Source organism: Erythrobacter westpacificensis (assembly GCF_039542285.1).
In the GTDB taxonomy this organism is placed as follows: Bacteria; Pseudomonadota; Alphaproteobacteria; order Sphingomonadales; family Sphingomonadaceae; genus Alteraurantiacibacter; species Alteraurantiacibacter westpacificensis.
The window spans coordinates 184,178-209,639 of record NZ_BAABHV010000005.1; the positions used below are offsets into that span (position 1 = coordinate 184,178).

General features: G+C 59.6%; 25 protein-coding genes and 1 pseudogene. 15 read left to right on the forward strand and 11 right to left on the reverse strand.

What is annotated here, in order from left to right:
• Nucleotides 1-187 precede the first annotated feature (187 nt).
• The 3 genes from ABFX23_RS03390 (at nucleotide 188) to ABFX23_RS03400 (ending at nucleotide 3,292) form a co-directional block, all read left to right on the forward strand.
• Entirely contained in the window at nucleotides 188-1,324 is a 1,137-nt protein-coding gene (locus ABFX23_RS03390) for an SH3 domain-containing protein (protein WP_346031714.1), read from the forward strand.
• 100 nt (nucleotides 1,325-1,424) lie between these two features.
• Nucleotides 1,425-2,009 (forward strand): hypothetical protein, encoded by a 585-nt coding sequence (locus ABFX23_RS03395; protein ID WP_048885070.1) that lies wholly within the window; start codon nucleotides 1,425-1,427, stop codon nucleotides 2,007-2,009.
• Nucleotides 2,006-3,292, forward strand: a complete 1,287-nt coding sequence (locus ABFX23_RS03400) for a hypothetical protein (RefSeq protein ID WP_048885071.1) — start codon at nucleotides 2,006-2,008, stop codon at nucleotides 3,290-3,292. The genes ABFX23_RS03395 and ABFX23_RS03400 overlap by 4 nt, the downstream gene beginning before the upstream one ends.
• 338 nt (nucleotides 3,293-3,630) lie before the next feature.
• Here the strand turns inward: ABFX23_RS03400 and ABFX23_RS03405 are convergent, their stop codons facing one another.
• The 3 genes from ABFX23_RS03405 to ABFX23_RS03415 form a co-directional block, all read right to left on the reverse strand.
• Nucleotides 3,631-4,497: a nucleotidyl transferase AbiEii/AbiGii toxin family protein gene (locus ABFX23_RS03405; RefSeq protein ID WP_346031715.1), complete on the reverse strand. Its 867-nt coding sequence runs from the start codon at nucleotides 4,495-4,497 to the stop codon at nucleotides 3,631-3,633.
• Nucleotides 4,490-5,110, reverse strand: coding sequence for a type IV toxin-antitoxin system AbiEi family antitoxin domain-containing protein (locus ABFX23_RS03410; protein ID WP_346031716.1), 621 nt, complete (start codon nucleotides 5,108-5,110; stop codon nucleotides 4,490-4,492). Before ABFX23_RS03410 ends, ABFX23_RS03405 begins: the two co-directional genes overlap by 8 nt.
• 125 nt (nucleotides 5,111-5,235) lie before the next feature.
• Nucleotides 5,236-5,871 carry a LexA family transcriptional regulator gene (locus tag ABFX23_RS03415; RefSeq protein ID WP_346031717.1) on the reverse strand — a complete coding sequence of 212 codons (636 nt, stop codon included), beginning with the start codon at nucleotides 5,869-5,871 and terminating at the stop codon, nucleotides 5,236-5,238.
• Nucleotides 5,872-5,981: 110 nt separating this feature from the next.
• Here ABFX23_RS03415 and ABFX23_RS03420 point away from each other — a divergent pair, with 110 nt between their 5' ends.
• Nucleotides 5,982-6,314 carry a hypothetical protein gene (locus ABFX23_RS03420; RefSeq protein WP_346031718.1) on the forward strand — a complete coding sequence of 111 codons (333 nt, stop codon included), beginning with the start codon at nucleotides 5,982-5,984 and terminating at the stop codon, nucleotides 6,312-6,314.
• A complete protein-coding gene (locus ABFX23_RS03425) occupies nucleotides 6,311-6,520 on the forward strand; it encodes a hypothetical protein (RefSeq protein WP_346031719.1) in 210 nt (69 codons plus the stop codon). The genes ABFX23_RS03420 and ABFX23_RS03425 overlap by 4 nt, the downstream gene beginning before the upstream one ends.
• A gap of 1 nt (nucleotide 6,521) precedes the next feature.
• On the opposite strand, the gene ABFX23_RS03430 is transcribed toward ABFX23_RS03425, so the two are convergent.
• The 3 genes from ABFX23_RS03430 to ABFX23_RS03440 are packed head-to-tail and all read right to left on the reverse strand — an operon-like array spanning nucleotide 6,522 to nucleotide 9,809.
• Nucleotides 6,522-9,158: a conjugal transfer protein TraG N-terminal domain-containing protein gene (locus ABFX23_RS03430; RefSeq protein ID WP_346031720.1), complete on the reverse strand. Its 2,637-nt coding sequence runs from the start codon at nucleotides 9,156-9,158 to the stop codon at nucleotides 6,522-6,524.
• Between the two features lie 12 nt (nucleotides 9,159-9,170).
• Nucleotides 9,171-9,458, reverse strand: a complete 288-nt coding sequence (traL, locus tag ABFX23_RS03435) for a type IV conjugative transfer system protein TraL (RefSeq protein ID WP_054525598.1) — start codon at nucleotides 9,456-9,458, stop codon at nucleotides 9,171-9,173.
• Between the two features lie 36 nt (nucleotides 9,459-9,494).
• Nucleotides 9,495-9,809: a hypothetical protein gene (locus tag ABFX23_RS03440; RefSeq protein WP_428831637.1), complete on the reverse strand. Its 315-nt coding sequence runs from the start codon at nucleotides 9,807-9,809 to the stop codon at nucleotides 9,495-9,497.
• 375 nt (nucleotides 9,810-10,184) lie between these two features.
• Here ABFX23_RS03440 and ABFX23_RS03445 point away from each other — a divergent pair, with 375 nt between their 5' ends.
• Together ABFX23_RS03445 and ABFX23_RS03450 are read left to right on the forward strand one after the other, a co-directional pair.
• Nucleotides 10,185-10,676 carry a hypothetical protein gene (locus tag ABFX23_RS03445; protein ID WP_346031721.1) on the forward strand — a complete coding sequence of 164 codons (492 nt, stop codon included), beginning with the start codon at nucleotides 10,185-10,187 and terminating at the stop codon, nucleotides 10,674-10,676.
• 4 nt (nucleotides 10,677-10,680) lie between these two features.
• Nucleotides 10,681-10,884: a helix-turn-helix transcriptional regulator gene (locus ABFX23_RS03450; protein WP_346031722.1), complete on the forward strand. Its 204-nt coding sequence runs from the start codon at nucleotides 10,681-10,683 to the stop codon at nucleotides 10,882-10,884.
• 160 nt (nucleotides 10,885-11,044) lie between these two features.
• Here ABFX23_RS03450 and soxR read toward each other — a convergent pair whose 3' ends face one another.
• Nucleotides 11,045-11,491 carry a redox-sensitive transcriptional activator SoxR gene (soxR, locus tag ABFX23_RS03455; protein WP_346031723.1) on the reverse strand — a complete coding sequence of 149 codons (447 nt, stop codon included), beginning with the start codon at nucleotides 11,489-11,491 and terminating at the stop codon, nucleotides 11,045-11,047.
• Between the two features lie 188 nt (nucleotides 11,492-11,679).
• Here soxR and ABFX23_RS03460 point away from each other — a divergent pair, with 188 nt between their 5' ends.
• The 5 genes from ABFX23_RS03460 (at nucleotide 11,680) to ABFX23_RS03480 (ending at nucleotide 19,143) form a co-directional block, all read left to right on the forward strand.
• Nucleotides 11,680-12,051 (forward strand): DoxX family protein, encoded by a 372-nt coding sequence (locus ABFX23_RS03460; protein WP_346031724.1) that lies wholly within the window; start codon nucleotides 11,680-11,682, stop codon nucleotides 12,049-12,051.
• Nucleotides 12,051-13,193, forward strand: a complete 1,143-nt coding sequence (locus ABFX23_RS03465; RefSeq protein ID WP_346031725.1) for an efflux RND transporter periplasmic adaptor subunit — start codon at nucleotides 12,051-12,053, stop codon at nucleotides 13,191-13,193. Before ABFX23_RS03460 ends, ABFX23_RS03465 begins: the two co-directional genes overlap by 1 nt.
• Nucleotide 13,194: 1 nt before the next feature.
• Nucleotides 13,195-16,284, forward strand: coding sequence for an efflux RND transporter permease subunit (locus ABFX23_RS03470; protein WP_346031726.1), 3,090 nt, complete (start codon nucleotides 13,195-13,197; stop codon nucleotides 16,282-16,284).
• Nucleotides 16,277-17,689: a TolC family protein gene (locus ABFX23_RS03475; RefSeq protein ID WP_346031727.1), complete on the forward strand. Its 1,413-nt coding sequence runs from the start codon at nucleotides 16,277-16,279 to the stop codon at nucleotides 17,687-17,689. The genes ABFX23_RS03470 and ABFX23_RS03475 overlap by 8 nt, the downstream gene beginning before the upstream one ends.
• 105 nt (nucleotides 17,690-17,794) lie before the next feature.
• Nucleotides 17,795-19,143, forward strand: a protein-coding gene (locus tag ABFX23_RS03480; RefSeq protein ID WP_428831638.1) for an IS3 family transposase whose coding sequence is annotated in 2 segments (ribosomal slippage) — nucleotides 17,795-18,127 and nucleotides 18,130-19,143 — 1,347 coding nt in all. Because the reading frame shifts where the segments join, the coding sequence is not laid out codon by codon here.
• A gap of 74 nt (nucleotides 19,144-19,217) precedes the next feature.
• Here ABFX23_RS03480 and ABFX23_RS03485 read toward each other — a convergent pair.
• Nucleotides 19,218-19,997, reverse strand: a pseudogene (locus tag ABFX23_RS03485) (transposase); the annotation flags it as partial.
• Here ABFX23_RS03485 and ABFX23_RS03490 point away from each other — a divergent pair.
• On the forward strand, nucleotides 19,908-20,219 hold the full coding sequence (locus ABFX23_RS03490) for an FCD domain-containing protein (protein ID WP_346031748.1): 312 nt from the start codon (nucleotides 19,908-19,910) through the stop codon (nucleotides 20,217-20,219). The pseudogene ABFX23_RS03485 and the gene ABFX23_RS03490 overlap by 90 nt on opposite strands.
• A 19-nt stretch (nucleotides 20,220-20,238) precedes the next feature.
• Here ABFX23_RS03490 and ABFX23_RS03495 read toward each other — a convergent pair whose 3' ends face one another.
• The 3 genes from ABFX23_RS03495 to ABFX23_RS03505 form a co-directional block, all read right to left on the reverse strand.
• The gene (locus ABFX23_RS03495; protein WP_346031729.1) at nucleotides 20,239-20,601 is read right to left on the reverse strand and encodes a MarR family winged helix-turn-helix transcriptional regulator; all 363 of its coding nucleotides are present in this window, start codon (nucleotides 20,599-20,601) and stop codon (nucleotides 20,239-20,241) included.
• Nucleotides 20,602-20,830: 229 nt separating this feature from the next.
• Nucleotides 20,831-21,823, reverse strand: a complete 993-nt coding sequence (locus ABFX23_RS03500; protein ID WP_346031730.1) for an ABC transporter substrate-binding protein — start codon at nucleotides 21,821-21,823, stop codon at nucleotides 20,831-20,833.
• Nucleotides 21,823-23,043 (reverse strand): Gfo/Idh/MocA family protein, encoded by a 1,221-nt coding sequence (locus ABFX23_RS03505; protein WP_346031731.1) that lies wholly within the window; start codon nucleotides 23,041-23,043, stop codon nucleotides 21,823-21,825. The genes ABFX23_RS03500 and ABFX23_RS03505 overlap by 1 nt, the downstream gene beginning before the upstream one ends.
• A 131-nt stretch (nucleotides 23,044-23,174) precedes the next feature.
• Between ABFX23_RS03505 and ABFX23_RS03510 the strand changes: the two genes are divergently transcribed.
• Together ABFX23_RS03510 and nadC are read left to right on the forward strand one after the other, a co-directional pair.
• The gene (locus tag ABFX23_RS03510; protein ID WP_346031732.1) at nucleotides 23,175-24,506 is read left to right on the forward strand and encodes a Rieske 2Fe-2S domain-containing protein; all 1,332 of its coding nucleotides are present in this window, start codon (nucleotides 23,175-23,177) and stop codon (nucleotides 24,504-24,506) included.
• Nucleotides 24,503-25,369, forward strand: coding sequence for a carboxylating nicotinate-nucleotide diphosphorylase (nadC, locus tag ABFX23_RS03515; protein ID WP_346031733.1), 867 nt, complete (start codon nucleotides 24,503-24,505; stop codon nucleotides 25,367-25,369). Before ABFX23_RS03510 ends, nadC begins: the two co-directional genes overlap by 4 nt.
• Nucleotides 25,370-25,462: the final 93 nt, after the last annotated feature.

Here is a 25,462-nt window from a genome sequence, read left to right on the forward strand (position 1 = left end):
AAGGCCGACCTTATTGAGGAAGTCAAAAGGATAATTTGGGGCTCAAGATTCCTCATTCCGGAACCCTCCTAGTGCGAGCAACGTCACGATGGCGTGTAACTGGAACTATCGAATTCCGGCACGTTGGCTTTATCTGGTGCATAAACTACCCGTGGCAGACGCAGGCCGAATCTGCCATCCTTCAAAGATGACCTCGGATGATCCATTTGGCCGACGACCCCATTCGGTTGTCGAGGAGTTCTATCGCCGCGAAAAACAGAGAAGCGATCTGATTAAACAGGCGCTTGGCCCGACCTATGCGCTGCAACAGCAAATGAACGCGCTCAAACCGCATCTGGGCTTAATGTCCGAAATGCAAAACGCAGGCATACTTGGTGCCGTAGATCAGGCGCGAAAGCTCCATGCTGAAGAATTCAGGTCGCTCAACCTATTGATGTCCTCTCAAAGACTTTCAGGTGTCACCCAAGCTGCGATGGCATTGAGCCAGCACAATGACGGGCTGCTATCCAACATCCGAAACCTGTCGCGGTCCTTTGACACAGGCATCCTTGCGACGGCGAAAGCGCTGCAAGGCAATAATTCTGTCCTAGCTGCCGCAATGGCAGCTTCCAAATGGCAGGATCAATGGAAGTCGTTGGCGGAACAGCTTTCACCTGGCCTGCTAGCTCTGCGCGCGACTGCCGAACGAGCAATGATTCTCGATATGGCGACGCTCCGTGCAACGGCTGAGCATTTGCATGGTTCAGCGGCGTACATCGCAGCCCAACAAGTCATCGAAGCCCAAGAGTTGGCGGAAGCACTCACTCACGCGGAAACGCCGGATGAAAGTGCAAAGCTCTTTGTGGCATTCGTCGCCGCGATTGCGGCAATCTTCAAAGCTCTGGGAGACAACACGGTCGATGAGTTGCGGCGTCAAGGATTGCTTGGATTGCTGGTGATCACAATGACAATCATGGCGCTGCCGCAGCTTCAACCCGACCCTGGCATGACCGCCGAAGAACAGCAGGCATATTCAGAGCTTCAGGAAAAAGTCGATGATCTACAAGACAGCCTGCGGGAGCTTATCGAAGCGGAGGGAGAACTGAGCGGGGAGTATGTGGCTTCGCTTCCGAGAGGCGAATTGGCCCGCAAAGCCAACATTCGCTCTGGTCCTTCAGGTTCAGCGGCCCGCATTATGGTTGCCGATGCGGGAACGCCGATTGCCGTTGTGAAGAGCGAAAAGCGATGGAGACTTGTTGTCTATCGAGACCCTCTGACCGAACAACTCGCGCAGGGTTGGGTTTATGAGACGCTGGTTGCCATGGTGGGCGATGATCAGTCTTAAGCGATGCGGCAGGTTCATGTGATAATGATGAGGCAACGCTGCCTCGTCCCAGTGCTTAGAGCGTGAAAGTTTCGCCGGCGGGAGCGGAGGGGAATACTAGATGGTCAGCTTCAGCAACTTCCAGCGGCTCGATCCCGTCGCGCGGGATGTCGCGATCGAATTGCTCGCTAACGCGCAAGGGCAGCCGCCCTCGTTCATGGCATTCATGTACCGGTGGATGGCCTTCAACGGCTGGATGTCTGCGGTGACCCTGAAGGACACTGACAGGGAGATGATCGATGCGTTCGTGGCTGCTCCGCGGCTGATCGACGCCTTCGATCAGCTGATGGCCGGCGATCCCAATTTTCGGCAGATGGTAACCGAGTTCACCGCCTTGTGGCCCGTGCTCAACGTGCGCAGCGTGCGAGCTAAGCTCGGCTATGACGCGTTTCGCCAGCACGATCGCGCCGCGCTGCTGGCGCTCTGTGCGGCGGCGAATGTTAAGCAACAGCCCTCCGGCTGGGTCGCCGAAGGCCGTCCAAGCTGGGAGCAGCTACTGCGGACCATCTATCAGGTGCGTTGCAATCTCTTCCACGGCGAGAAGTCGCCCCAGAGCCTCCGCGACCGTGATCTCGTGCTTGCCTCGGATCATATCCTGGCGCACTTCATCGCGGCAACGGGATGCTTCGACTGGCACGATCATTGAGCAAGCTCGCGCTCTGGGCAGCCGACAAGACGGTGGCGCTAACCGGTCAGCGCCGCCATCTCCACAAGGGCGCCATGGTGGCCCCAGCCTTCACTGCGCCACTGCTGGCACCGCAGATCCAATTCGGGCCAACTGCCTTGGCCGCTGCGATCGCGCGCACCGCGACTCTTCGCAACGCGCCACCGGCCTTGCTCGCGCACATGAAGGACAGCGCGCTGAGCGAAGCGCAGATTCTGCTCGCCGACGGGCCCGGTTTCGAACTGTCGGACCTGCTATCAAACCTAGCAGACAGCGAGCGCACCCATTTCGCCTCGCGGGTCGGCGCAGGCATCACCGATCTCTATATGAACGCGTTGGGCTATGGCTGGCGCGACAATGCGGCCTGCCTGTCGTCATCGCTCGAGCCTCATGCCGATTTCCTCTATCATGGCGGCGCCGCGCTCGGTCACGGCATCGTGCTGGCCGAGGCGCGCGGCTCGTTCGCCGCGAAGGCCAGCGACGCCAAGATGGCGGCGGAGGCGCAGCGTAAATATCTGCGTCAGGTCCGACCCTATATCGGTGCGGCCTCACCCCACGGCCAGGTCATCCACGGCTACTCGATCGCGTTCGGTGCACGTCCGGGGATCGCCGGGGCCTTCCTGCGGCTGTCGCAGACATTGCGCCCCAAGGCCAAGCCCACCAAGCCCCCCGTGCCGGCCCCGGCGCCGGGAGCGTCGAACCCCGTGCCGGCAGCGATGGCGCTGGCGACGTACCGCTCGAGCTTCATTCTCATGGATACGCTGCCGGTCGCCGGCTGGATCGACTGGCTCAGTGGCGACCACGATTTGCCGGAAGACGCTGAACCTGTGACCTTCTTCAGGTTCGATTATGCGGGCCGGTCATTTCTTGCCTCGATCGACGCGCTGGCACCGTATCGATCTCCCTATCTTTGGCTCGACGAGCTCCATGACCATCCGTTCTGGCGTCACCGCTGGGAGCGGCGCTGGGCGAGCGGCCCGCCGCCGCTCTATATGTTCGCCATCGAGGAGAAAGCAGGCACCGCGTTTCTCGACGCATTGACCGGCATGATACGCTTCGGCCCTCGTGAACGGCCCGAAACCCTGGAATTGCCGGTGAACGATCTTGCGGGCTTTGCCGCCGGCGGCGCGGAACCGGCCGGACGACGCACGGGCGAGGACTACGACTATGCGCTGTTCCGCGACGGTCTCGCCTTGCTGGCGGGGCCACCGCCGGGGAAGCTGACGGGTATTCGGACTTGGCATCCGAAAGAAGGATTAACCTGAGGATTGCGCGAGGCACGGAGCGCGGATGGGCGTAGTTTTGGCATTCAACGAGTGAAGTAGGTCAGGCTCGGCTCGTCGGCCAACGATAGAAGTTCATCCCCGGCAAGTTTCAGTCGTCATTCGTCCTAGCAAGAAACTTGCGGCCGCTTTCTCCAGTGTCTCGTCGCAAAGCCGCCTTTCCGCTTTCGGCCCAGGAGTAGGCGCTAAATTGGCTCGGAGCCTTCCTTTGCTTGTGGCGATACTTCACGCAACCATGCGCAAAGGTGTCCGAAATTTGCATGTATTTTTCGGACACCCGCCTTTTGACGAAGTGGCTGCACAGCGGAAAGGCTTCACCATCATGAAGCCCGAGTGAGGCGCTCGCATGCAGGACCGATCAGGGCCCATATGGCATCAACGACTTCCTGCAGTTCGACAGTCTCGAGCTCGATCGAGGCTGCATAGGCATTCCACTGTCGCTGCTTGTTCGCATCATTCGCCATCTCCGGCGTAAGGCCGGCAGATCGTTCAGTAGGGATGGCTGTTTCCCGCCGCGCGAAAGTCGCGGCCAGGGCGGCATCGAGTTCTTCGTCGGGTACATCGATCGACCTTGGGATCGCCCAAAGGTCGTAGAAATCCTTCATGCGTCCGTTTGCAATTCCAAGAACCACGATTGCATGAAACTTCTCGGCAATGACTGTTGCGGGAGGATAGGTCCGGATGTTTGGCGCTGGCAGATCGAGTAGCGTTGGATAGTCCAACTGACGGGTCGGATCGGCCATAGCGTCGCCGAAACCAATGTCGATGGTGATCGGGATACGCGTCTTCTCAAGATAAGCGACTGTCTTCAGCCGAGTGCCGCCATATTCCACCTCCTCGCGGATTGCCGTCGCCGAGAGGTTATCGACATCGAAGACAAGTCCATCGTCTACATCGACGCTCATGATTTCCCGGAAGTCTGCCACAAGCTGGTCCGCATCCGCATCGCCGTGTCCAAGGAAGTCCGCATCGCGTGTGACCCGGTTGTCGTCGTCGAGCCAGACGGTCACGAGCATTCCGCCCTTGAGAACGAAACGATCGCGATGCGCAGATAGGGATAGCCGATAGAGAAGGCGCTCAAGGGCAAAGCGCACGAGTACGACATCGAACACTTTGCCTTCCGCCCGCGCCAGACTGAGCAGCCGATCCTTGACCGACTTGGCGAGGTTGACCGGCGGCTTAGCCATTGGAGGTTAGGGCCTCGAGATAGGGTTGCATCTTCTTCCAGGCTCCGCCCTCGACAGCCGCCTGGGCTATTTCGCCGGGCCTAGCCTTGCGCTGTTCAATCGCGGCGCGAAGACCTTCGATTGCGACCGAGCGGTCCACGAGCTTCGGGTTCCGGAAGATGTCCGCCAGCGTCTTGGGTACGGAATAGATGGGCACGGATACGCCGGCGATCTGGTGGTGCTCGATCCCTTGCTGGAGGTACTTGTCGCTGAAGCGAACGGTGCGGATTGGCGGATAGGACAGGGTAGGTGACCAATCCTGGTTTCCGATCGCGACCCAGATGCGGCGCGGCATCTGGTCGGTAAGGCCGTGAAAGGCGAGCGCCGAAAGCATTGCAATCACGCCCTTGGGGATCTTCTTTGCTATTTCCGCCAGGGCCTGGTCTGCGTCGTTGTCGGCATCGGCGTACTGATAGAGACCGCGTGAGATCCTTTCGATCTCGCCGTCCTCGACCGCTCGGGCAATGGTTTGAGGGGCGACGCCTGCTTTGCGCAGGTCACGCGCGCGCAGGATGGGCTGGGCGCCGAACAGTTCGCGCAGGGCGTCGCGCTGTGTTCCTTGCTCTTGCGGCATAACGTGACATTTCCTCAAAATAGAATTCATATTATCCGAGGAATTGTCACATAGCACTGAACTAAGTTGGATCGCAAGCTCGCAGTCCGTTCCGAACCCATGGCCTCGTCTGTCGACCGCAAAGGTCAGAGCGCTCGCCCAAACCAGATAACCCGCCCGACGACGTGTATTTCAGAACGATCCATGTCGTTCCAGGTCGGATAGGCCGGATTGTCGCTGGCGACTGTGATCTGCTTCGCTCCAGGCTTGATGGCGATGCGTTTGACAGCCAGCACATCGTCCGTGCGCAGGACATAGATGCCATCGCGGAGCCGGGAGCCATGATCCGAAGCATCGACGAGGACCTCGTCACCATCGCTCAGGGTAGGCTCCATAGAGTCCCCCAACACGCGCACGATCGACAGGCTGGCACTCTTGGCGGGCGTCAGCGCGCGCAGCCAGCGTTCATCGAAGCCGAAGCGGGTATAGGCATTCTCGCTTGCTGCAATCGCCCCGAACCCGGCCGATGCCTGCACATCGAGAATGGGGATCTCGACCATGCCGTCGTTGTCGTTCTTTTCCGGCCCACCGAGCAAATGCTCATCGACCCCCAGGAAGGAGGCGAGCATTCGGCGATCGTCTGGTTCGAGCGTCTTGGGCGAACCGCGCTTGATGAACTGCTGGATATAGCTGGGATTGCGACCGAGCATCCGCGAGATCGCGGCATAGCCGCTTCCCCGCTCACGCAGGAGCCGGTCGAGCTCTTGTCGGACATGTTCCATCGTCTCGTGCCTTCGTTCTGGATCGTAGGATTCTTCCTAGACCTGAGGATGTATTCCTACTAAGAACATAACAAGAACACAAGTGATTCTTGAAGCGATGCGAGTTGTAAATGACCCTCCTGGAACGGATCGAAAACCATCTGAGAGATAACGGCATTTCCGCTACAACCTTCGGACGAGAAGCGGTTGGCGATCCACGTTTTGTGCTCGATCTCAGGAAAGGCCGCATTCCGCGTCGAAAGACAGTGGCGCGGCTGGAGGCCTACCTGTCTGAGCGGGGAGCCAGGGTTTGCGCTTGCCAGTTTAGGAACGGCGGCATCACGACCAAGGGCACCATCGGGCAATTCAAATATGCGGCCAATTCGGCTATGGTCGACAGGCTCGAAACTGGAGCGTCCCGGAGGGGAGGCTACTCTGGATCTGGTGAAGGAGACAATCGATGACCAATCCTGACAACTCCCCGCCACCATCCAAGGACGACTGGCAGGGCTTTCGCGAAATCGATCGAGCGATCGCCGAGAATCGAATGACCGCGTACAGTTGGAGGAAGGCCTGGGCGGACCCCTGGAGCCGAGCTGGCCTGATCCTCTTTGCCGTACTGTTCATCGCATTCGTTATCTTCGTCGTGATCTACGACGGCCTGCTCTGACCTACCATTCCTTGATCTCGTCGGCCGCTTCAGCGCTTGCTCCCCGCGCATTGCGCGTACGCCCGTCAAGATAATCGCCAACGCTATCGACCCGTTCGCCACCACGGCGCTGCGCACGATCAACAGCACGGCCGATATCTTCTCTTGCGGTTGAAGGATCCGCCAGACTTCCTGGCACCGATCCCAATCGCACAGATCCGCGAACGTCACCCCTGCTACCAACACTTGGTCGCGAGACCGGTGCGGCCGAGGGCAGTGTAAGTTCTCCCTCGATATCGTCGTGGATGCGATCGGCGTAGCTCGCGACAAAGCGTGCCTGCAGTTGCTGGCCGGCTGGACTCATCTGGAACGCGATGTCGTCAAAGCGCACCGGGCCATAATAGTCGCGATTGGCTTCGATCTCGGCCATGCCCCATTCGCGGTAGGACTGGCTCAGATTGAGCGTGCCGGCCGCATTGGCGCTTTCGTACCAGCTTGCCTGGTCTTCAAGACGGCTGGCCAGCTCCTCGGCACGGCGGGCTTCGACAGTGTAGCTCTGGGCTTCGGTGAGTGACGTATTGATGCCGGAGGCGGAACTGGAAATCAGGCTCTCCGAGCTCGAACTTGTCTCGCGCAAGAATCCTTCGCGCGTACTCGACCAGTTGCGGCTGTCCGAGATCTGGGTGAGCGCGGCCAAGAGCCGAGAGCGATCTTCCGAAGCAATGCCGATATCGCTGTCGGTCCAGTTGTGATTGCGCCCGCCGCGTAGCCCAACATCTCCTCGCAGTGGTCCTCTTTGGCCGCGAAGTCCAAGGCCAGCATCCCCATTCAGGAACCACGACACGGAAATGTCGTCCGAGGCCCGCCGCGACAGCCCAAACTGCTGCTGCAGCGTGCGCGAGGCGTTGTCGATTTCGCTGAATGCCGTGCCGATGCTTTCGCTGGTCGAGGTGCCGTTGACAGTCTCGTTTGACTGCCCGGTCGAGTAGGCATCGCGCAGCTCGAAAAAACGGCTCACCGCCGAGCTCGTCGATTGCTGCGCGAGGTTGGAGAAGGTCTCGCTCTGGCTGCGGCTTTGGCCGGCAATAGTCGAAAGCCTGCTCGAGAAATCCGAACCCAGCGTCGGCGAGAAGGGATAGCTCGACGTCGGGACGTGCGCGAACTCGGCCTCGGGAAAGCTTGTTGTCTGCGTTCCGTTATCACCGAAACTACGCGTCTGGCCTGCGCCATAGGCAATGTTGGGCGCGAGATTGCCCTGTGCAAACTGCCGCGAGAACACCGACGAATTCTCAAGGTTGGTGTTGCCGAGCGAGATGTTGCCCGTGCTTGCTTCACGCGCGGCTTCCTCGGCGGCGTTCTGGCTCGGGTTGAGGTAGGACGTGGCCTGGCCGGAGATGGCCATGGCGCCGCGCGCCACGCCGCCTGCCAGGAACGGAATTGACGCGACGAGATAGCCTGCGAGCACGCCGATGTCGGAGTTCACATCGCTCATGCCCGCGAAAGTCGCGAGGCTAAGACCGGTATCACCGGCAGCAGCGGCCACATCGCTCGCGCCCTTGAACATGAGGATCATGTGGAGGATCACGAAGAGCGGTCCCCAGGCGGCAAGATAGAAGAAGCCGGTAACATAGCCGCGCAGGGCAATCGGTCCGGTCCGCGGCATCAGGAACAGCGGGAAGAGCACCGGGAACAGCGCGTAGAAGACGACCGTCAGCACGACATTGAGGATCGGCACCCATTTCATGGAATTGTGGGCGATCGAGGCATAGGTGCGTTCGGTCTGGATATCGGCGCGGGTCTGGGCGAAGACATCGATGCTGCCCATGCCGCTCGCTCCGGCAAAGCCGTGCATCGCCTGGTTCATGGCGTTGATCGAGAGCACCTGGCGGAAAATGTCGCTGGCATTGCTCGAAACCCCCGAAAGATAGCTGTAGGCAATCGGCAGGTCGGCAAAGAGCTTGGCGCGCGCGAGCGCTTCGGTCTGGCGCGGATAGAGCTGGCGCCCGAAGGCACTGCCCATGTCGTCGATGAGGTTCGCCCACTGGCCGCCAAGCGTGTTGTAGGCTTCGCGGCAGGTGGTGACGACCGAAGTCACTTCGCCGGTGTTGACGTCGCGGATGAGGAAACGCTGTGCGCGCGCTTCGCTACCCGGGCCGATGGTCGCCCAAATATCGGCGCTCTCTGCGAGCTCCTGCATCGAATAACGGCCAAGCAGCACGTCGTAGAAGACGCATTGCTTGAAATGCTCGTCGAGATTGGCGGCAAACTCCGGATCGGAGATACGCAGGCCTCGGGTCGCTTCCAGGAGCCGCGCGCCGTAGATCATCCCGTTCTTCGAGTAGTTGAGATCGTCGGGCAGGCCGAAGACCAGTTCGGCCGAGCGGGTGAGATAATCGCCAGCCTGGCTGGTGAAACTCGCCATCAACGCGAGGCCCAGCGGGACATTGGCTATAGTTGCCGGTGCAAGGCCCGGATTGACGCGGTCGGTGACATGGACGTCCATGCGCGGCACCATCAGGCACATGTAGATGAGCGTTGCGCCGAGGAACCAGTTCACCCAGGCGCGCCAGTCCTGGTTGAAGGCGCCCACCAGCGCGGCAAAGCGGTTGCGCTGGGCAAGATGACGCTGGGCCTGTTCGTGCGCGAATTCGGATTGCATCGGTATCCTCCCTCAGCCTGCGAGCAGGCGGCAATGGGAGGGCGGCGTGGCTTTGAGGCCAAGGAATGACCCTGGCAGGTACCAGTAGGCAGCATGCACCAGTCTCGCGCCCTTGTTGCCTGACTTCGCCTTCCGCAGGCCGAACCAGGCAATGACCGAAAGGCCTGTGCCGATGATGATGTGCTGCGTGAGGATGCCCCAGGCGAAGGGGATCAGCATCCCCGCAAACTCGTCCACGGTCCAAAAGCCGATAAGCTCCGGATCGTCGAGCCGCCGTGGAACAATATACCTGTCGGCCATGCCGCCCTCCCGTCGTTAGACCTTGCGACCAGGGGTTCAGATGGTCGCGGTCACGACAGAGGTGACGATCGGTACACCCGTGCCAACACCGATCCCGACACCGACGGGCACTGCGACCTGGCCGAGCGCGAAACGTCCCGAGGCAAGCGCGATGAGGCCGCCGGCGAGCGAGAGCACGGTGATGATCTTGCCGCCCGAGCCTTCGAGGAAGTCGGTGAACATGGTCAGCGCCGGATCGAAGGTGGTATCGGCACCGGCATAAGCGGTGCCAGCGATGGCGAGCGCCAGCGCGGCGGGCACCATGTAGTCGCGCATCCGCGGGGCCGAACTGCTCAGGGTCTTGGTGGTCATGAAGGAAAACTCCGGTTGGTTGGTCGACAACAGCGAGCTTTGATGTTCGCTGTATGTTCTTTTCTTCAACCGGAGCGGTGGTGTAGGAAATGGGGCAGCACATGATTGCGGCGCCGGACCAAGCAAAAAGCGACAATTTGCGCGGACGAGGCGGGATTTTGCGCCAACCTGGCGGGATTTTGCGCGCGACCGGCCGAATTCTGCGCCTAGGTTGCCGGATATTGCGATTTGGCGGCCGGATTCTGCGTGAATCATGGGCGGGAAGCGAGTCGATGCTTCCCCTTTGTTCCTTCTATGTTCTTTTCATTTTCCTACATCCCTCCTTCGCCCTAACTCTCGATTCGGACTGAAGAAGAATGCGAAAGGAATTCGTCCGTGGCTGGCGGGGCAGAGTTTTCAGAAGAACGGACAAGGGCGGGATTGGCGCGGCTGCTTGCCGCTGCGGTGCAAGCGAGCGGGCGCCCGAAGTGCGAAGTCGCAGCCAATGCGGGCTTGCACAAGGACGCATTGAGGCGCGTGCTGCAAGGTGATCGCGGGGCGACGCTGGGCGAGGCGATGCGCGTACTAGAGGCTAGCGGTGTCGCACCTAAGGCTCACCTTCTTCTGTACCTTGTCTGCGGCTCTGATCAGGCGATTGACTGGCTGCGCTCGGATCTGGCCGAATTCTTCCAGGAGTTCAGCGCGGAGTTTCCTTTAGCTCTACAGCGATCCCTGGGAGACCAGGTGGGTGATGTGAAACCGCGCTGGGCCAAGGGTGCGGCAAACCGCGTCGCGCGGATATTGTCGGACCACATAATGGAGCTTGAGCGTAAGGACGAGTTTCTTGGCAATTTCTTTGCTGGCGAGAAGGGGCGTGCATGTGACTGATCATATGGACAATGAAACAGGTGACCATGAGCGACCCACTCGGCTGATCAGGATCAAAGAGGTCCAACATCGCACAGGGTTAGGGCGTTCAACGATTTACCGATGGATGGCTCAGGGCAAGTTCCCAAAGCCTGTGCACCTTGGAGGCTACGCCGTCGCCTGGGCCGAAGAACAGCTAAATGAATGGATTTCTGCCAAGCTGAAATAGGCACTTGTAAGCAACTTTGCAGACCTTGGGTTCTTCCCAGACCAGGATAAGTATTCGGCAATTCCTTTCATCGATTGCTGGAGACATTGCTGATCAGTGGAGTTACTAGCACTTGCGAATTTCCAATGAGATAAATTTCAGGCTCTCCGAATCTTGAGGTCTACTTGTCTAGAAGCAATCGCGCTCCGGCCCCTTCTTCAGCGAAACGGTCTTCCGGGTTCCGCAGAGGGCAATCTTTCAGCGACAAACAGCCGCAGCCAATGCAACCTTCCAACTCGTCTCGCAGCTGGGTGAGGCTCTTGATCCTTTCGTTCAAGTCGGCTCGCCATGCCTCGCTCAGTTGATGCCAGTTTGTAGCGCTAATCGCGGCACTGGAGAATCGGGCAAGGTGCTCCTTTATCGTCGAAAGCGGAACACCGGCACGCTGAGCGATCCGGATAATCGCGATACGGCGCAGTATTTGCCGAGGATAACGGCGCTGATTGCCAGCTGTGCGCCAGCCTTCGATCAATCCCTTTCGTTCGTAGAAATGCAGCGTGGAAACCGGCACGCCGCTGCGCGCAGCGACCTCGCCCACGGTAAGAACCTGGTTCTTGTCAATGCTCACAAATACCTCTTGACCTCAACTATAGTTGAGGTTGTAGTAGGCCGGTCGGTAGCAAACCACAAGAGCCGCACACATGCAGTGCACTCATGCAGCAGGAGCCGACATTTGTTCCCGATTATCATGCCCTTGGCGCCTACCTCGCGCCGCGATGCGAACATTCCGAATCACCCAGCCTTAGAGGTGTTCGCATGAAGCGCATCGCCCCGCATCGACTGCTGACGCTGGCTGTTGCGCTGTTCTTCCTTGCAGGGGCGTGGGCCAACCTGATGCCTACGGAAGCGACCGCTGCGGAATACGCTGCCTGGGGCTATCCGCGCTGGTTTTCATATGTGACCGGATCGCTCGAACTGTTCGTGGCGGTCCTGCTGGCTTTCGGCCGCACTCGCATCGTCGGGGTCGTGATCGGCGGCGTCGTGATGGGTGCTGCGTTCCTCACGCTCGTTGCACATGGCGAATACACCCACGCGCTCGCGCCGCTTGCTGTTCTCGCCGCACTTGGCGGCGTTTTCGTTCTTGCCCGCCGGGTCCGGCCCGTCGCCACTCTCAGGGAATTCCGATAATGACCGACGACACCAATCATATCGATGACTGGGACGCGATGGAGCACGACCGTTCCACCTCGCGTCGCAAGTTTGTCATCACCGTTATCGTGCTCGCGCTTATTCTTGCCGCCCTGTTCGGCTGGCGCATGTTGCGCAATGCGCCGGCAGAGGCGCAGGCCATGCCGCCGACCCAGGTCGCGGCCATGGTCGTCGATCCGCAGGATGCAGAAATGACGATTGATGCTGTCGCCAGCCTCAGCGCTGTGCGCGAGGTGATGCTGTCCGCCGAAGTTGCGGGGCGCGTTTCTGCAATTCGCTTTGAAGCAGGAAACAATGTCGGTAGCGGGGCGCTGCTCGTTCAGCTCTATGACGAACCGTTGACGGCGGACCTGCGGGCGGCGCAAGCGCGTGCCGAATTTGCCCGCCTGCAATTGCAACGCTCCGAAGAACTTGCTCCTACCGGAGCGGAACCGCGCGAGCTGCTGGAGCAGCGCCGCTCCCAGTTGCGTCAGGCAGAGGCGGAAATCGCGCAAATCCGCGCGCGTCTCCGCCAATTGCAGATACGCGCGCCCTTCTCCGGTCTACTGGGTATCCGCGAAGTGGACCCCGGTCAGTTTCTCAACGCCGGTGATCGCGTCGCGTCGCTGACGTCGCTGGATCGCCTCTACGTCGACTTCAACGTACCGCAGCAGGACTTGGCGCTGTTGCAGAGTGGTTCCCGCGTACGCGTGACAAGCGATGCCTATCCCGGGCGTGAATTCGAAGGGCAGATCAGCACCATCGAACCTCGTGTGGATGAAGACACGCGAAATATTCGCGTACAGGCGATCCTTCCAAATCCCGGCGGTGCCCTGCGCCCCGGTATGTATGCCAACGCATCCGTTATCCTTCCCCCTCAGGAGAATGCGCTGGTGGTTCCTGCAACGGCCATCCAGACATCGGCACAGGGCAGCAGCGTTACCGTCATTCGCGGCGAGAACGCGCGTGAAGGGGGGCAGGCAGAGATTGTCCCTATAACTGTGGGCCGGCGGGTGGGCGAGATGGCAGTGGTGGAAAGCGGCCTTTCGGCTGGCGATGTCATCCTGACGGAAGGCCAGTTGCGCGTGCAGCCGGGTGCGCAGGTCGAAGTGACATCCCTCTTAGTGCGGGAGGGCAACTGACATGGCTTTCACCGATCGTTTCATTAAACGCCCTACGCTGGCGGTGGTCGTCAGCCTTATGATCTTCCTTGTTGGCCTGAGCGCGGTCTTCGTCCTGCCGGTGCGACAGTATCCGGAAATGGAAAGCGCCACGATTACTATCGACACGAGCTATCCCGGCGCAACGCAGGAGGTGATGCAAGGCTTCGTCACCACTCCGATTACGCAGTCCATCGCGACAGCCAGTGGTATTGAATACGTGACCTCGACAAGCACTCAGGGCCAGAGCCGGATTTCGGCCAAGTTGGTGCTTAATGCCGATGCCGACCGCGCGATGACCGAGATCATGTCGAAAGTGCAACAGGTGCGATACCAGTTGCCAGAAGGCGTGACCGATCCCGCAATCACCAAGATCACTGACGGCGCCTCCGCCATCCAATACGTTCACTTCGCGAGTGACACAGTTGCGCCAGCCCAGCTGGTCGATTTTGCGACCCGTATCGCCCAGCCAATGATCACGTCGGTACCGGGCGTTGCCTCTGCCCAAATCGATGGTGGCGCCCCGCCGGCGATGCGGATCTGGCTGAACCCCGGTGCGCTGACGGCCCGCGGGCTGACTGCAAGCGATGTTGGCGATGCGTTGCGAGCGAACAATGTGCAGGCCGCACCGGGCCGGCTGGAGACCGAGAACACGGCAATCAATATCACCGCCGCTACCGATTTGCGCGATGTGCAGTCCTTCCGCGAAATGGTGGTGAAGGAAGGCACAACCGGCGTTGTGCGCCTAGCCGACATCGCCACGGTTGAACTTGGCGGACAGAATTACAACTCAGTCGCCTTGTCATCAGGCACGCGCGCAGTGTCGATCTCCATTTCGCCCACGCCGGACGGCAATCCACTGGAAATTGTCGAGGCGGTGAAGGCATTGCTTCCGCAAATCCGTGAATCAGCGCCACCTGGTGTGCAAGTCATCAGCGTGTTCGATACTGCACAGTTCGTCGAGGCATCCATCGAGGAGGTGGAGAAAACGCTTATCGAAGCCGTGGTGATCGTCATCGTAGTCGTCTTTCTCTTCCTCGGCAGCGTCCGCGCGGTGATAATACCGATCGTGACCATTCCTTTGTCGCTGCTGGGGACGGCTGCGCTGATGTATGTGTTCGGCTTCTCCTTCAACCTCCTGACCCTGCTGGCCATGGTACTCGCCATCGGGCTTGTGGTAGACGATGCCATCGTCGTGGTGGAAAATATCCATCGGCATATCGAAGAGGGTTCGAAGCCCTTTGCCGCGGCTATCGAAGGGGCGCGGGAAATCATCGGGCCGGTGATCGCCATGACGATCACGCTGGCGGCCGTCTATTCGCCTATCGGCCTAATTGGAGGCTTGACGGGCGCGTTGTTCAGAGAATTCGCTTTTTCTTTGGCAGGCGCAGTCATCGTTTCGGGCGTTGTGGCGCTGACGCTTTCTCCGGTGATGAGTGGAAAGCTGCTCAACGCGAAGATCGGTGAAGGTCGGCTGACCCAGTTGATCGAGCGAACCATGAACAGAATGACCAGACGCTATTTAACACTGCTCGACAAAACGTTGGCCGCCCGCACTGCTGTGATACTGGTGGGCGTGACCATTTTCGCGGCGATTTTTGTTTTATTCCTGGGTTCCGAAAGCGAACTCGCTCCGCAAGAGGACATGGGCTACGTCTTCGTGCAGACCAAGTCCCCGCAATACGCCAATGTCGATTACACCTTGCGCAATAGTGCTCAGGTCGATGCAATCATGCAAGATTTGCCCGAGTTCGAGCAGACGTTCATGTCCGTTGGCGGCGTCAACGGCGCAACGGGAGGGTTTGGCGGCGTCGTGTTGAGTGACTGGGCCGAACGCGAACGCAATGCGGACGCTATACAGGCCGAACTTACCGCCCAAACAGCAAGCGTGACCGGCGTTTATGCGACCTCCTTTCAGGATAGCCCGCTGCCAGCCGGAAGCGGCGGCCTGCCGGTCCAGATGGTGATCCGCTCGACGGGAGACTTCGAACAGGTCTACGAAACTTTGGAGCAGGTGAAAGGCGCAGCATGGGGCAGCGGACTGTTTGCGTTCGTCGACAGCGATCTCGCATTCGACAGTGCGGCAGCCAACATCACCATCAACCGGGCCAAGGCCGGTGAATTGGGCGTCCCCATGGCAGAAATTGCCAGCACGCTGGCGCTGCTTGTCGGCGAAAACTACGTCAATCGCTTCAATTGGTTTGATCGCTCCTACGACGTGATTACGCAGGTGCCGGACGAATACCGCGTCGATCCATCCGATCTCGGACAATATTATGTCGAGAACTGGCAAGGCGATTTGCTCCCATTGTCGACGGTTGTCGACGTGGACGTGGAGCCACAGCCGAACATGCTGCCACAGTTCAACCAGATGAATTCCGCCACGCTCTCCGCCGTCCTCGCTCCGGGAGTGACGATGGGGCAGGCGGTCGAATTCCTGCAAAACCAGCCCATGCCTCCCGGCACCTCGATCGACTGGCTTTCGAACAGCCGTCAGTATGTGAACGAAGGCAACCGCCTGATGATCGCCTTCGGCTTTGCGCTTGTCGTAATCTTCCTGGTGCTGGCGGTGCAATTTGAAAGCTTCCGCGATCCGCTGGTGATCCTCGTCACTGTCCCGCTGGCGATCTGCGGCGCTCTTGTCCCGCTCTATCTCGGCTTCACCACACTCAACATCTATACGCAGATCGGACTGGTGACCTTGATCGGGCTGATCACCAAGCACGGGATCCTGATGGTTTCCTTTGCCAATGACATGCAGCGCAGGAAAGGTCTTGGTCGCTTTGATGCAATCCGCCACAGTGCGGCGGTGCGTATGCGGCCGATCCTGATGACGACGGCGGCTATGGTTTCCGGCCTTATTCCCTTGCTCTTTGCATCGGGGGCTGGCGCATCCAGTCGCTTTGCAATCGGTATCGTCGTTGTCATGGGTCTGCTGATCGGAACGTTGTTTACACTGTTCGTTCTACCGACATTTTACTCAATGATTGCTGCCGACCACCGTCCTCTTTCCTCCGCGCAGGACGAAAGTGAAGATGCCGCGCAGCACAACGGAGACCTGGCACATGCGTAACCTGTACAAAGCAGGAGCGGCGTTCCTGCCGGCGCTCCTGGCCGCCTGCGCCACGACACCTCTGGCCGAGGAAAGTCCGGCACTTCCGCAAGCCGCAGTTGGTCCTTTCCTGACTAATGCCAATGAATTCGACGCAACTGCCGAGGTCCCCGACAACTGGTGGAAGCTTTACAATTCCCCAACCCTCGACTCCCTTGTCGAGCAGGCTCTGGCTGCGAATACCGACCTGAGGATCGCGGATGCCAATCTCGCCCGTGCGCAGGCGGTATTGCAGGAAGCGAGGGGCGCGAGGCTGCCGATTACGGAAACGAGCGGCGGTGTCTCTTATGGTGATGGCGTTTCGGGCGCGGTCGGCAGCATGGGAGATGCCGATATCTCCGCCAATGCCGGCTTTGGCCTCTCCTACGAGGTCGATTTTTACGGTCGGGTCCGGCAGGTTATCGACGCCGCCCGCGCCGATGCCGAAGCGCAGGAAGCAGCGAGGGATACGGTCCGCGTGACAGTTGCGTCAGAGACGTCGCGCAGCTTCCTCAACGCTTGCTCCGCAGCCTATGCTTTGGATGTCGCTCGCGAATCCTATCGGACGAGCCTTGAAAGCCTCGAATTGACGCAGAGGCTCCAGCGGGCAGGTTCACTGGGCATGCTCGATGTCGAACGTGCCGGGGCTGCGGCAGCTCAGGCACGGTCGGCCATTCCTGCGATAGAGGCCCAGCGGCAGTTTGCCCTATTCGAGCTCGCTGCGCTACTGGGAACAATTCCTGCCGAAATTCCGGCGCCGGCGCGGCATTGTGATGTGCCGCCTGAACCCGTTGCGGCATTGCCCGTAGGAGATGGAGCCGCACTTCTCCAGCGGCGTCCCGACATCCGCCAGGCAGAGCGCGAGCTTGCGGCGGCGGCCTCACGCGTAGGAGTGGCGACTGCAGAGCTTTACCCGACGATCACTCTTGGTGGATCCGCAAACTTCTTCCGCAACGACGCGGTGACAGGGAGTGAGTCCTTTTCATTCTCGCTCGGTCCACTCGTTTCTTGGAACTTCCCCAACATGTCGACCGCGCGTGCGCGGCTGCGGCAGGCGGAAGCTGGCCAAGCAGCGGCCCTCGCACGTTTTGACGGTCAGGTGATCAAAGCATTGCGCGATGTTGAGCAGGCTATGGCTAGTGTCCTGGGAGAATCACGCAGGCTATCTGCGCTCACCGATGCCCGCGACAGATCGCAAAGTGCATTCGATCTTGCCGGACGACGCTATCGTGCAGGTTCCATCGGCTATCTCGATGTCTTGCTCGCCCAACGGGACTTCCTCGACGCCCGCGCGGCCCACGCCGCGTCTCTCCAGCGATTGTCCTCGCAGCGCATTAATTTGTTCCGTTCACTTGGCGGGGGGTGGCAATCAGGCTCTTCAAAGTGACGTAGGATCTATTGCGCTGTCCCCCGTCAGCGCCAATGGCACAGATTTGAGGTTGTGAAGTAAGGAGGATTTGGGCTTCGTCGTAGTGACGAAGGAACGAAGACGATGCCAAAATCCTCCAATGCAAAATCCCCTGCTGAGCAGGTGGTCAAGGATATCCGCCGCAAGACCCGCCGACACTTCTCCGCGGAAGACAAGATCCGCATCGTGCTCGATGGCCTGCGCGGCGATGACTCCATTGCCGAGCTGTGTCGCCGCGAAGGGATTGCCCAGAGCCTGTATTACACCTGGTCCAAGGAGTTCATGGAGGCTGGCAAGCGCAGGCTCGCTGGCGATACGGCACGTGCCGCGACCACAGACGAGGTGAAGGATCTGCGCCGTGAGGCCCGCGATCTGAAGGAGTGCGTGGCCGATCTCACTTTGGAGAACCGGCTGCTCAAAAAAAGCATCATCGCGGATGGGGACGACGACGCATGAGGTATCCCGCATCCGAGAAGCTGGAGATCATCAAGATCGTCGAGCAGTCGCATCTCCCGGCCAAGCGCACGCTGGACCAGCTTGGCGTGGCACGGCGGACCTTCTACCGCTGGTATGATCGCTTCCTCGAAGGCGGGCCGGAGGCGCTGGCAGACCGGCCATCCACGCCAAGCCGGGTGTGGAACCGTATTGCGCCCGAGGTGCAGGACCAGATCGTCGAGATGGCGCTCGAGCAGACCGAGCTGTCACCGCGTGAGCTGGCCGTGCGCTTTACCGACGAGAAGCGTTACTTCGTGTCCGAAGCTACGGTTTACCGGCTCTTGAAGGCCCATGACCTGATCACTAGCCCGGCCTACACGGTCATCAAGGCGGCAGAGGCGTTCCATACCAAGACCACGCGTCCAAACGAGATGTGGCAGACCGATTTTACCTACTTCAAGATCATCGGTTGGGGTTGGATCTACCTATCCACCGTGCTCGACGACTTCTCGCGCTACATCATCGCCTGGAAGCTGTGCACTACGATGAAGGCTGAGGACGTCACCGACACGCTGGACATGGCCTTGGCGGCTTCAGGATGCGACCATGCCAACGTGCTGCACAGGCCGCGCCTGCTCAGCGACAATGGCCCGAGCTACATCGCGGGCGAGCTGGCCGAATACATCGAGGCCAACAGGATGAGCCATGTGCGCGGCGCCCCCTTCCATCCGCAGACCCAGGGCAAGATCGAACGCTGGCACCAGACGCTCAAGAACCGCGTGTTGCTGGAAAACTACTTCCTGCCCGGTGATCTCGAACAGCAAATCGAGGCGTTCGTTGAGCATTACAACCACCAGCGCTACCACGAGAGCCTCGACAACGTAACGCCTGCCGATGCCTGCTTCGGCAGAGCGCCAGCCATCATCAAACGAAGAGAAAGAATCAAGCGAAAGACACTCGAACATCGGCGCTTGCAACACCGCAAGCTCGCCGCCTAAACATCAAACCCAGACGAGGCCCACACTCCGCAAGCCTACGCCGCGAGTTGTGCCAAATGTTCTGACGACGGACAATCGCTAACGGTCATCCCGGGCTTGCCACGCCGGGTGATCAGATCGGTCAGTTCGCGCACCACGCGGCGACCCTAGATCGACGTGTCCGGCACAGCTGCCAAGCACTCTCGGGTCACGTCATCGACGACTTTGAGCACGCGGAACCGCCTACCTGACGCCATCTGGTCGTGAACGAAGTCCAGGCTCCAGCGCTGGTTCGGCCGCGCTAGCACCGGACCCGGTGCCCTCATGCCGACAACGCGCCCGCGGCTTCGTCGTCGCCTGACAGCAAGACCTTCCTCCTGATATAATCGCTGGGTCTTCTTCCAGTTGGTCATGATCCCCTCGCGGCGCAGCAGAATGTGCAGGCGGCGATAGCCGAACCGACGTCGCTGGTTGGCCAGGTCGCGCAGCTTCTCACGCAGACCAGCATCGTCGTCTCGCTTCGAACGGTAACGCACGCTCTTGCGATCGGCATCGATGACACGGCACGCCCGCTGTTCGCTCATCCCATGGCATGCCTGGAGATGAGCGACAGCTTCCCGCTTGGCGGCGGGCGTCAGAACTTTTTGCCAGAAAATCGTTGGCTACGCCGCCCTTCGGGTCAGCGCAGCCTTGTCCAGCATCGCATCGGCCAGCAATCGCTTCAGCCTCGCGCTCTCGCTCTCCAACGCCTTCAGTCGCCGGGCATCGGACACTTCCAGTCCGCCATACTTCGACTTCCAGTTGTAGATCGTCGCTTCCGACACGCCCTTGCTCGCGACGTATTCTATTCGCCCCTTGCCCGGCTGGCGGACAATGCCGCACTGGAGCGAATTCTGGTGCAGGTCCAGATGCACCTGATACGGGCGCAGTTCCGGTCGATTTTGCGTTCGGTGGACCGGCGACGGCATCGCGATTATAACAAGATCGCCGAAGCGGTGTTTGACGGCAATCCCTCGCTGGCGGAACGCGCGGCAAAATCACACCTGGGCCGATCAATCGCCGCCATGCGGAATTTCGCGGAGAAAAGCGCGAGATAATGGGCCGGTCAAGCGCCTGTCAGGAAAGGCTCTTGCTTTCCTGCATGCGCTTGAACTCTTCTTCAAGATTTTCCGACATCCGCTTCAGGGTCGACATGCAAGCGATCACCTCATCGTCATCGATACCTTGACGCGCCTTTTCGTTGATGCGGGCGGCGTAGTGCAGCAGCTCGCCTTCCAGTTCGCGCCCCCGCTCGGTCAGATTGATGCGGAACTTGCGCTTGTCGCGCTTGTCCCGCTCGCGCGTCACCAAGCCTTCCTGAACCATCGAACTGATGATGCTGGCCGTGGTGTTCTCCGCAACATTGGTCTGATCGCTCAGATATTTCTGGCTCACGCCATCACCGAGCCAGAGGATGCGCAGGTAATACCAGTACCCCACCTTCAGCCCTTGCTCGGAAAGGTAGAAGTTGAGCAGCCGATCAAAGCGACGGTGGCAGCGTCGGACTTGGTAGCCGGCACTTTCTTCGGGCGGAACTTGGGTGGGCTTGCGCGGCAGAACTAGGGCTTCCTGTAGGTTTCAGACTTGCAGATCTTACTATTCGCAATTCCTTCCGAAAGGCAATGCGGGTCTCTGCTTCGTCACCGAAATGGGAAGTCGGCACCGTAGCTTATATGACGAATTCCGAGAAGGTCTCTGGCGCGAACATCTCTTCCACAGTCAAGAGCCTGTCCGAAAGGCCCTGCTCGTTGTGATAGCGCACGAACGTCTCGATCACCTCCCTATTGGCTTCCACGCCGTAGGGCCACCAGTTGTCGCCCATAGTCGCGATGGTGTCCTCCACCATTGCGATCTGCCAGGGAAGCATTGTCTTGAGCGAAGCGGAGACGCGCAGTTGCTCGTAGGTTATGCGCTGCGCTTCCTCGAAAGCCTTGTACAGCGCGCGTGCGATCCAGCGGTTCTTTTCATACACCTCGCGACGGATCGCCACGACATGCATGATTGGGAAGATGCCAGTCCTTTCGTAATAGGCTTTTTCCACATCGACGAAATCAGAAAACAGGCGGCGCACGTTTTGCGGCTCACTGTAGAATGTCGAAGGCGCGCGAGCGGTGTGCAGTGCGTCGATCTTGCCGTCGGCCAGCATCCGGGTCAGGGTCTGGGTGGGGCCGATTGGTTCCACCTTGAACTTCTCGGGAAGGTCCAGCTTGAGCTTTTCTTCGCGACCGGGAGATTCTTCGCCGCCGGTGACATAGGTTACGGACGATGGGTCGACACCGTACTCGTCCTCCAGGATGCCGCGTATCCATACCGGGGCCGTCATCTGGTATTCGGGCACGCCGATCCGTTTGCCTACCAGATCTTCCGGCTTCTCGATTCCGCTCTTTGCAGACACGAAGATACAGGAGTGGCGGAAGAAGCGGGAAGGAAACACTGGAATGGCAATGAAGGGTGGGTTGTCGCGCGCCAGCGTGACGCAATAGGATGACATTGACATCTCGGAGACATCGAACTCCTGATGCTTGGCCATGCGGAAGAACGTTTCTTCGACTTCGAGTGCCTGAAAGTTGAGATCGATGCCGTCGGGGCGCACCTGGCCGGTCTGCAGGGCCTCGGTACGATCATAGGCCCAGCAGGCGAGCGAGAGGTTTAGGCGGGTCATCAGTAGTTTTTCTCCGATTGTGTCATGATTATGTCGGATGGATCGATTTCGCTGCCGGTTCGTCCCGACAAGGCGAGGGCTTCGCAGCAGGCTGTGGTGACAAGGCCCCAGTCGCCATCATGCACCGGGGGCTTTTCGCCTAGGATCCCGGCAAGAAATTCGTCGACTACCGCCTTACGTGGAACCACCGGCGGATCAAGCGGGATGAATTCGCGGCGCTCGTCACCGTACACCTCGATCCCGTTGGGCATCAGCTTCAGGTCAGCGCCCTCGCAGCTCACCATGATGAAGCCGAAATGTTCGTGATGCGGAGGGATGCTCTGCTCTGCCGCTTCTTCCATTCCGTAGGTTCGTGACAGCTTTGCGCGAATTTCGTCCTCGGCGCTGAGCTGCGCCAGCTTGCGGCGCGCGGCACCATGGTTGTCCGAATCTTTCTTCCGACCGAGCTCGCCGATCCAGCCGAGCAACTCATCGCTATCGTAATGCCCATAGCCGCTGTAGGTCATCGACGCAGCAGCGCCACCGGCGAAGGTCATGAGGGCGGTATACGCGCCAACGCTCTTACGGCTCTGATCCCAATTGCCGGTGACAGCGCGCACGCCGGTAACATCCTGCGCGACGATCCGGCGAACGACGTCAATCTGGTGTGCAGCCTGGCTATAGATCACACCTCCTGCGCTATTGTCGTCCAGTTCCTCAGGCCGGCGTGGACGATACATGAAATCGGTGAAGTTCATCGTCGTGATCATGCGTACGGCACCGTATTGGCGGGAGGCGACCAATGCTGCTGCCTTTCGCACCTGCTCGTCGAAGCCATGGCTGGGGCCGACCACAAGGATTTTACCTGTCTTGCGCGCGCTCTTGGCCATCGCTGCGCATTCTGCAACCGAGGTGGCCATCGGTTTCTCCACTAGCACGTGCTTGCTCGACTCCATCGCGGCGATAGCTTGGCTAGCGTGGAGGGCATGCGGAGTGGCCACGTAGACTGCGTCGATATTGCTTGAGGCTAGCATGTCTTCCAATGTCTCGAACCCTTCGGCGTCGAACTCTTGTATGAACCGTTCGATTGCCTCCGCACGTAGGTCGAAAGCGCCAGCGAGATTGATCATGGGGTGTTCGCGCAAAGCGGGTAGGGTGAGCAAGAATCCGCGCCCAAGTCCGACAATTCCAAGCCTTATCCTGTTCAAGTCCGGTCCCTGTCTGCTGTCTGCCAAGAGCATGCAGCATGCATGCAATCCGTGATGCTTGCAAAACGCTCTACTTCTATATAGAAGTAATAGCAACCCGGCCACGAAGCGCGTCGCTCGCGACGCCGCGTGAACTGAGCGGGCCTAAGAATTAGGAGATATCAATGACGCCGGAACAGAACGACCTTCTCTGCCGTGTGGAAGGGGATGCGCCAATGGGCAAGCTTATGCGCCAGCATTGGTTGCCTGCCTGTATGAGCGAGGAAGTGGCCGAGCCGGACTCTCCGCCTCGCCGGGTGCGATTACTGGGAGAGAACATGGTTGTCTTCCGTGACAGCGAAGGGCGCGTCGGCGTACTCGACGAACTCTGCCCTCATCGGCGTGCTTCGCTGGTGTTCGGCCGCAACGAGGAATGCGGTCTTCGTTGCCTTTATCACGGCTGGAAATTCGATGTGAACGGCAAGGTGCTCGACATGTCTTCCGAGCCTGAGGATTCTCACATGCGCGGCAAGGTCAATGCGCGCGCTTACCCAGTTGTCGAGGAAGCTGGCTTCATCTGGGTATGGATGGGCGATCCGGACAATGTGGGGGAGTTCAACGCCCCGAACTGGTCGAGTGCCTCTGAAGGCAATATCTCGATCATGAAAATCCACGGTGCCTGCAACTGGGCGCAGATCCTGGAAGGTGCGATCGATTCTTCGCACAGTTCCAGCCTGCACTCCAGCAACATGCCAACGGCCGAAGATGTCAGCGGCTCTACCGCAACCGAGACCGCCTGGCTGAGGCCTTCCGCGGACAAGTCGCCCCGGATCGAGGTCGAGAAAACCTCTTTCGGTTTCCGGTATGCCGCGATTCGCAAGCCGATCAAGGATGCGGACAAGCAGGACTATGTGCGCACTACCTTGTTTATCGCACCATTCACTGCAGTTATTCCATCGAACGATCAGTATCACCTCAGCCAGTTGTTGATCCCGATCGATGACGAGAACACCTATTTCTATTGGATCGCCTGGAGTGAGGACCCGGAAAAGGGTATCGGCCAGGACGCATGGCGCAAGTTCTGCGGTGCCGAAGTGGGCAAGGACGTTGAGCCGGTCACTTACAAGAAGGTCCGCAACTACGATAACAACTATCTGCAGGACCGCGAGGCAATGAAGGATGGCGACTTCACCGGCATCTACGGAATTCCTTGCCAGGACATGGCCATGTGGGAATCCATGGGCAAGATCGCCGATCGCAGTGAAGATAATCTGGGTACGAGTGACAAGGCCATCTTCACATTCCGGACGCAGATGTACCGGGCGGCCCAGTCTGTCCAAAAGGGGGGGGCGGCAATCGGAGCCGGTAGTGATGCTCTGCCTCAGTCGAAGTTGATCTCCTTCCAGGGGATGGTGCCCAAGGGCGAGGATTGGAAGCAGTACAATATCTCTGACGAAGAGCGCGCCCTCCGCGAAGCGAAGGCCCATAGTAAGGCAAAGCGCGAGCCTGCCGAATGACGGTGGGAAGTGGCTCTGTCGCCGGCCTCGACCCGGCGGCTCTCGACCTTTTCCTTTCAACAGCCCTTGCTGAGGATCTCGGCGAGGGCGGGGACGTCACGAGCGCTGTCACCGTTCGCGATGATGCGTGCCTTGCAGCGGAAATTAACACGCGCGAACCCATCGTTTTGGCTGGCGTAGCTTTGGCTGAGGCTTTCTTTCGGCGGCTTGATCCCGATGTTGCGATAGAGCGCCTGGTGGAAGACGGGGTCTGCCTCGATGCAGGAGCTCCAGTGGTGCGGCTCTCGGGCCATGGCCGTTCCATGCTCTCCGCCGAACGATGTGCGCTTAATACGCTGCAGCATCTTTCCGGCATTGCCACGCTCACACGCCGTTATGTCGAGGAAATCAAAGGCACAGGGTGTACCCTGCTCGATACGCGCAAAACCATCCCCGGACTGCGCGTAGTCGAGAAATACGCGTCGCGCACGGGAGGTGCGACAAATCACCGTATGCGGCTCGATGACGGTATACTCATCAAGGATAATCACATTGCGGTGGTAGGTTCTCTCGAAGAGACAGTGCGTGGCGCTTGCGAGGCCGGTACGGGGCTGGAAGTCCAGGTGGAAGTCGACAGGATCGACCAGATCGAACCCGCGCTTGCTGCCGGTGCGCAGCGATTGTTGTGTGACAATATGGGGCCGGAACGATTGCGCGAGGCGGTGGCCCTTGTAGCAGGCCGGGTGCCCATCGAGGCGTCGGGCGGCATTACGCTCGACACCATCCGCGCCATCGCCGAGACTGGCGTCGATTTTGTCTCGGTGGGCCGAATAACCCAGAGTGCGTCGGCGGCCGATATCGGGCTGGATTATGACAAGACTTGATCAGGGCGTGCGCGTGAGATCCAGTTCCAGTTCTCCATAACCTTCCGTGCACGAACTTCAGTCCGGCCTCCCCGGATTGCCTGCGGCACCCCT

Bases quoted from the DNA above. Each gene is read 5' to 3' on its own strand.
- ABFX23_RS03390 (WP_346031714.1), top strand. From the start codon at position 188: ATGACCTCGGATGATCCATTTGGCCGACGACCCCATTCGGTTGTCGAG.
- ABFX23_RS03395 (WP_048885070.1), top strand. From the start codon at position 1,425: ATGGTCAGCTTCAGCAACTTCCAGCGGCTCGATCCCGTCGCGCGGGAT.
- ABFX23_RS03405 (WP_346031715.1), bottom strand. From the start codon at position 4,497: ATGGCTAAGCCGCCGGTCAACCTCGCCAAGTCGGTCAAGGATCGGCTG.
- ABFX23_RS03410 (WP_346031716.1), bottom strand. From the start codon at position 5,110: ATGCCGCAAGAGCAAGGAACACAGCGCGACGCCCTGCGCGAACTGTTC.
- ABFX23_RS03415 (WP_346031717.1), bottom strand. From the start codon at position 5,871: ATGGAACATGTCCGACAAGAGCTCGACCGGCTCCTGCGTGAGCGGGGA.
- ABFX23_RS03420 (WP_346031718.1), top strand. From the start codon at position 5,982: ATGACCCTCCTGGAACGGATCGAAAACCATCTGAGAGATAACGGCATT.
- ABFX23_RS03425 (WP_346031719.1), top strand. From the start codon at position 6,311: ATGACCAATCCTGACAACTCCCCGCCACCATCCAAGGACGACTGGCAG.
- ABFX23_RS03430 (WP_346031720.1), bottom strand. From the start codon at position 9,158: ATGCAATCCGAATTCGCGCACGAACAGGCCCAGCGTCATCTTGCCCAG.
- traL (WP_054525598.1), bottom strand. From the start codon at position 9,458: ATGGCCGACAGGTATATTGTTCCACGGCGGCTCGACGATCCGGAGCTT.
- ABFX23_RS03440 (WP_428831637.1), bottom strand. From the start codon at position 9,809: ATGACCACCAAGACCCTGAGCAGTTCGGCCCCGCGGATGCGCGACTAC.
- ABFX23_RS03450 (WP_346031722.1), top strand. From the start codon at position 10,681: ATGGACAATGAAACAGGTGACCATGAGCGACCCACTCGGCTGATCAGG.
- ABFX23_RS03460 (WP_346031724.1), top strand. From the start codon at position 11,680: ATGAAGCGCATCGCCCCGCATCGACTGCTGACGCTGGCTGTTGCGCTG.
- ABFX23_RS03465 (WP_346031725.1), top strand. From the start codon at position 12,051: ATGACCGACGACACCAATCATATCGATGACTGGGACGCGATGGAGCAC.
- ABFX23_RS03470 (WP_346031726.1), top strand. From the start codon at position 13,195: ATGGCTTTCACCGATCGTTTCATTAAACGCCCTACGCTGGCGGTGGTC.
- ABFX23_RS03475 (WP_346031727.1), top strand. From the start codon at position 16,277: ATGCGTAACCTGTACAAAGCAGGAGCGGCGTTCCTGCCGGCGCTCCTG.
- ABFX23_RS03500 (WP_346031730.1), bottom strand. From the start codon at position 21,823: ATGACCCGCCTAAACCTCTCGCTCGCCTGCTGGGCCTATGATCGTACC.
- ABFX23_RS03505 (WP_346031731.1), bottom strand. From the start codon at position 23,043: ATGCTCTTGGCAGACAGCAGACAGGGACCGGACTTGAACAGGATAAGG.
- ABFX23_RS03510 (WP_346031732.1), top strand. From the start codon at position 23,175: ATGACGCCGGAACAGAACGACCTTCTCTGCCGTGTGGAAGGGGATGCG.
- nadC (WP_346031733.1), top strand. From the start codon at position 24,503: ATGACGGTGGGAAGTGGCTCTGTCGCCGGCCTCGACCCGGCGGCTCTC.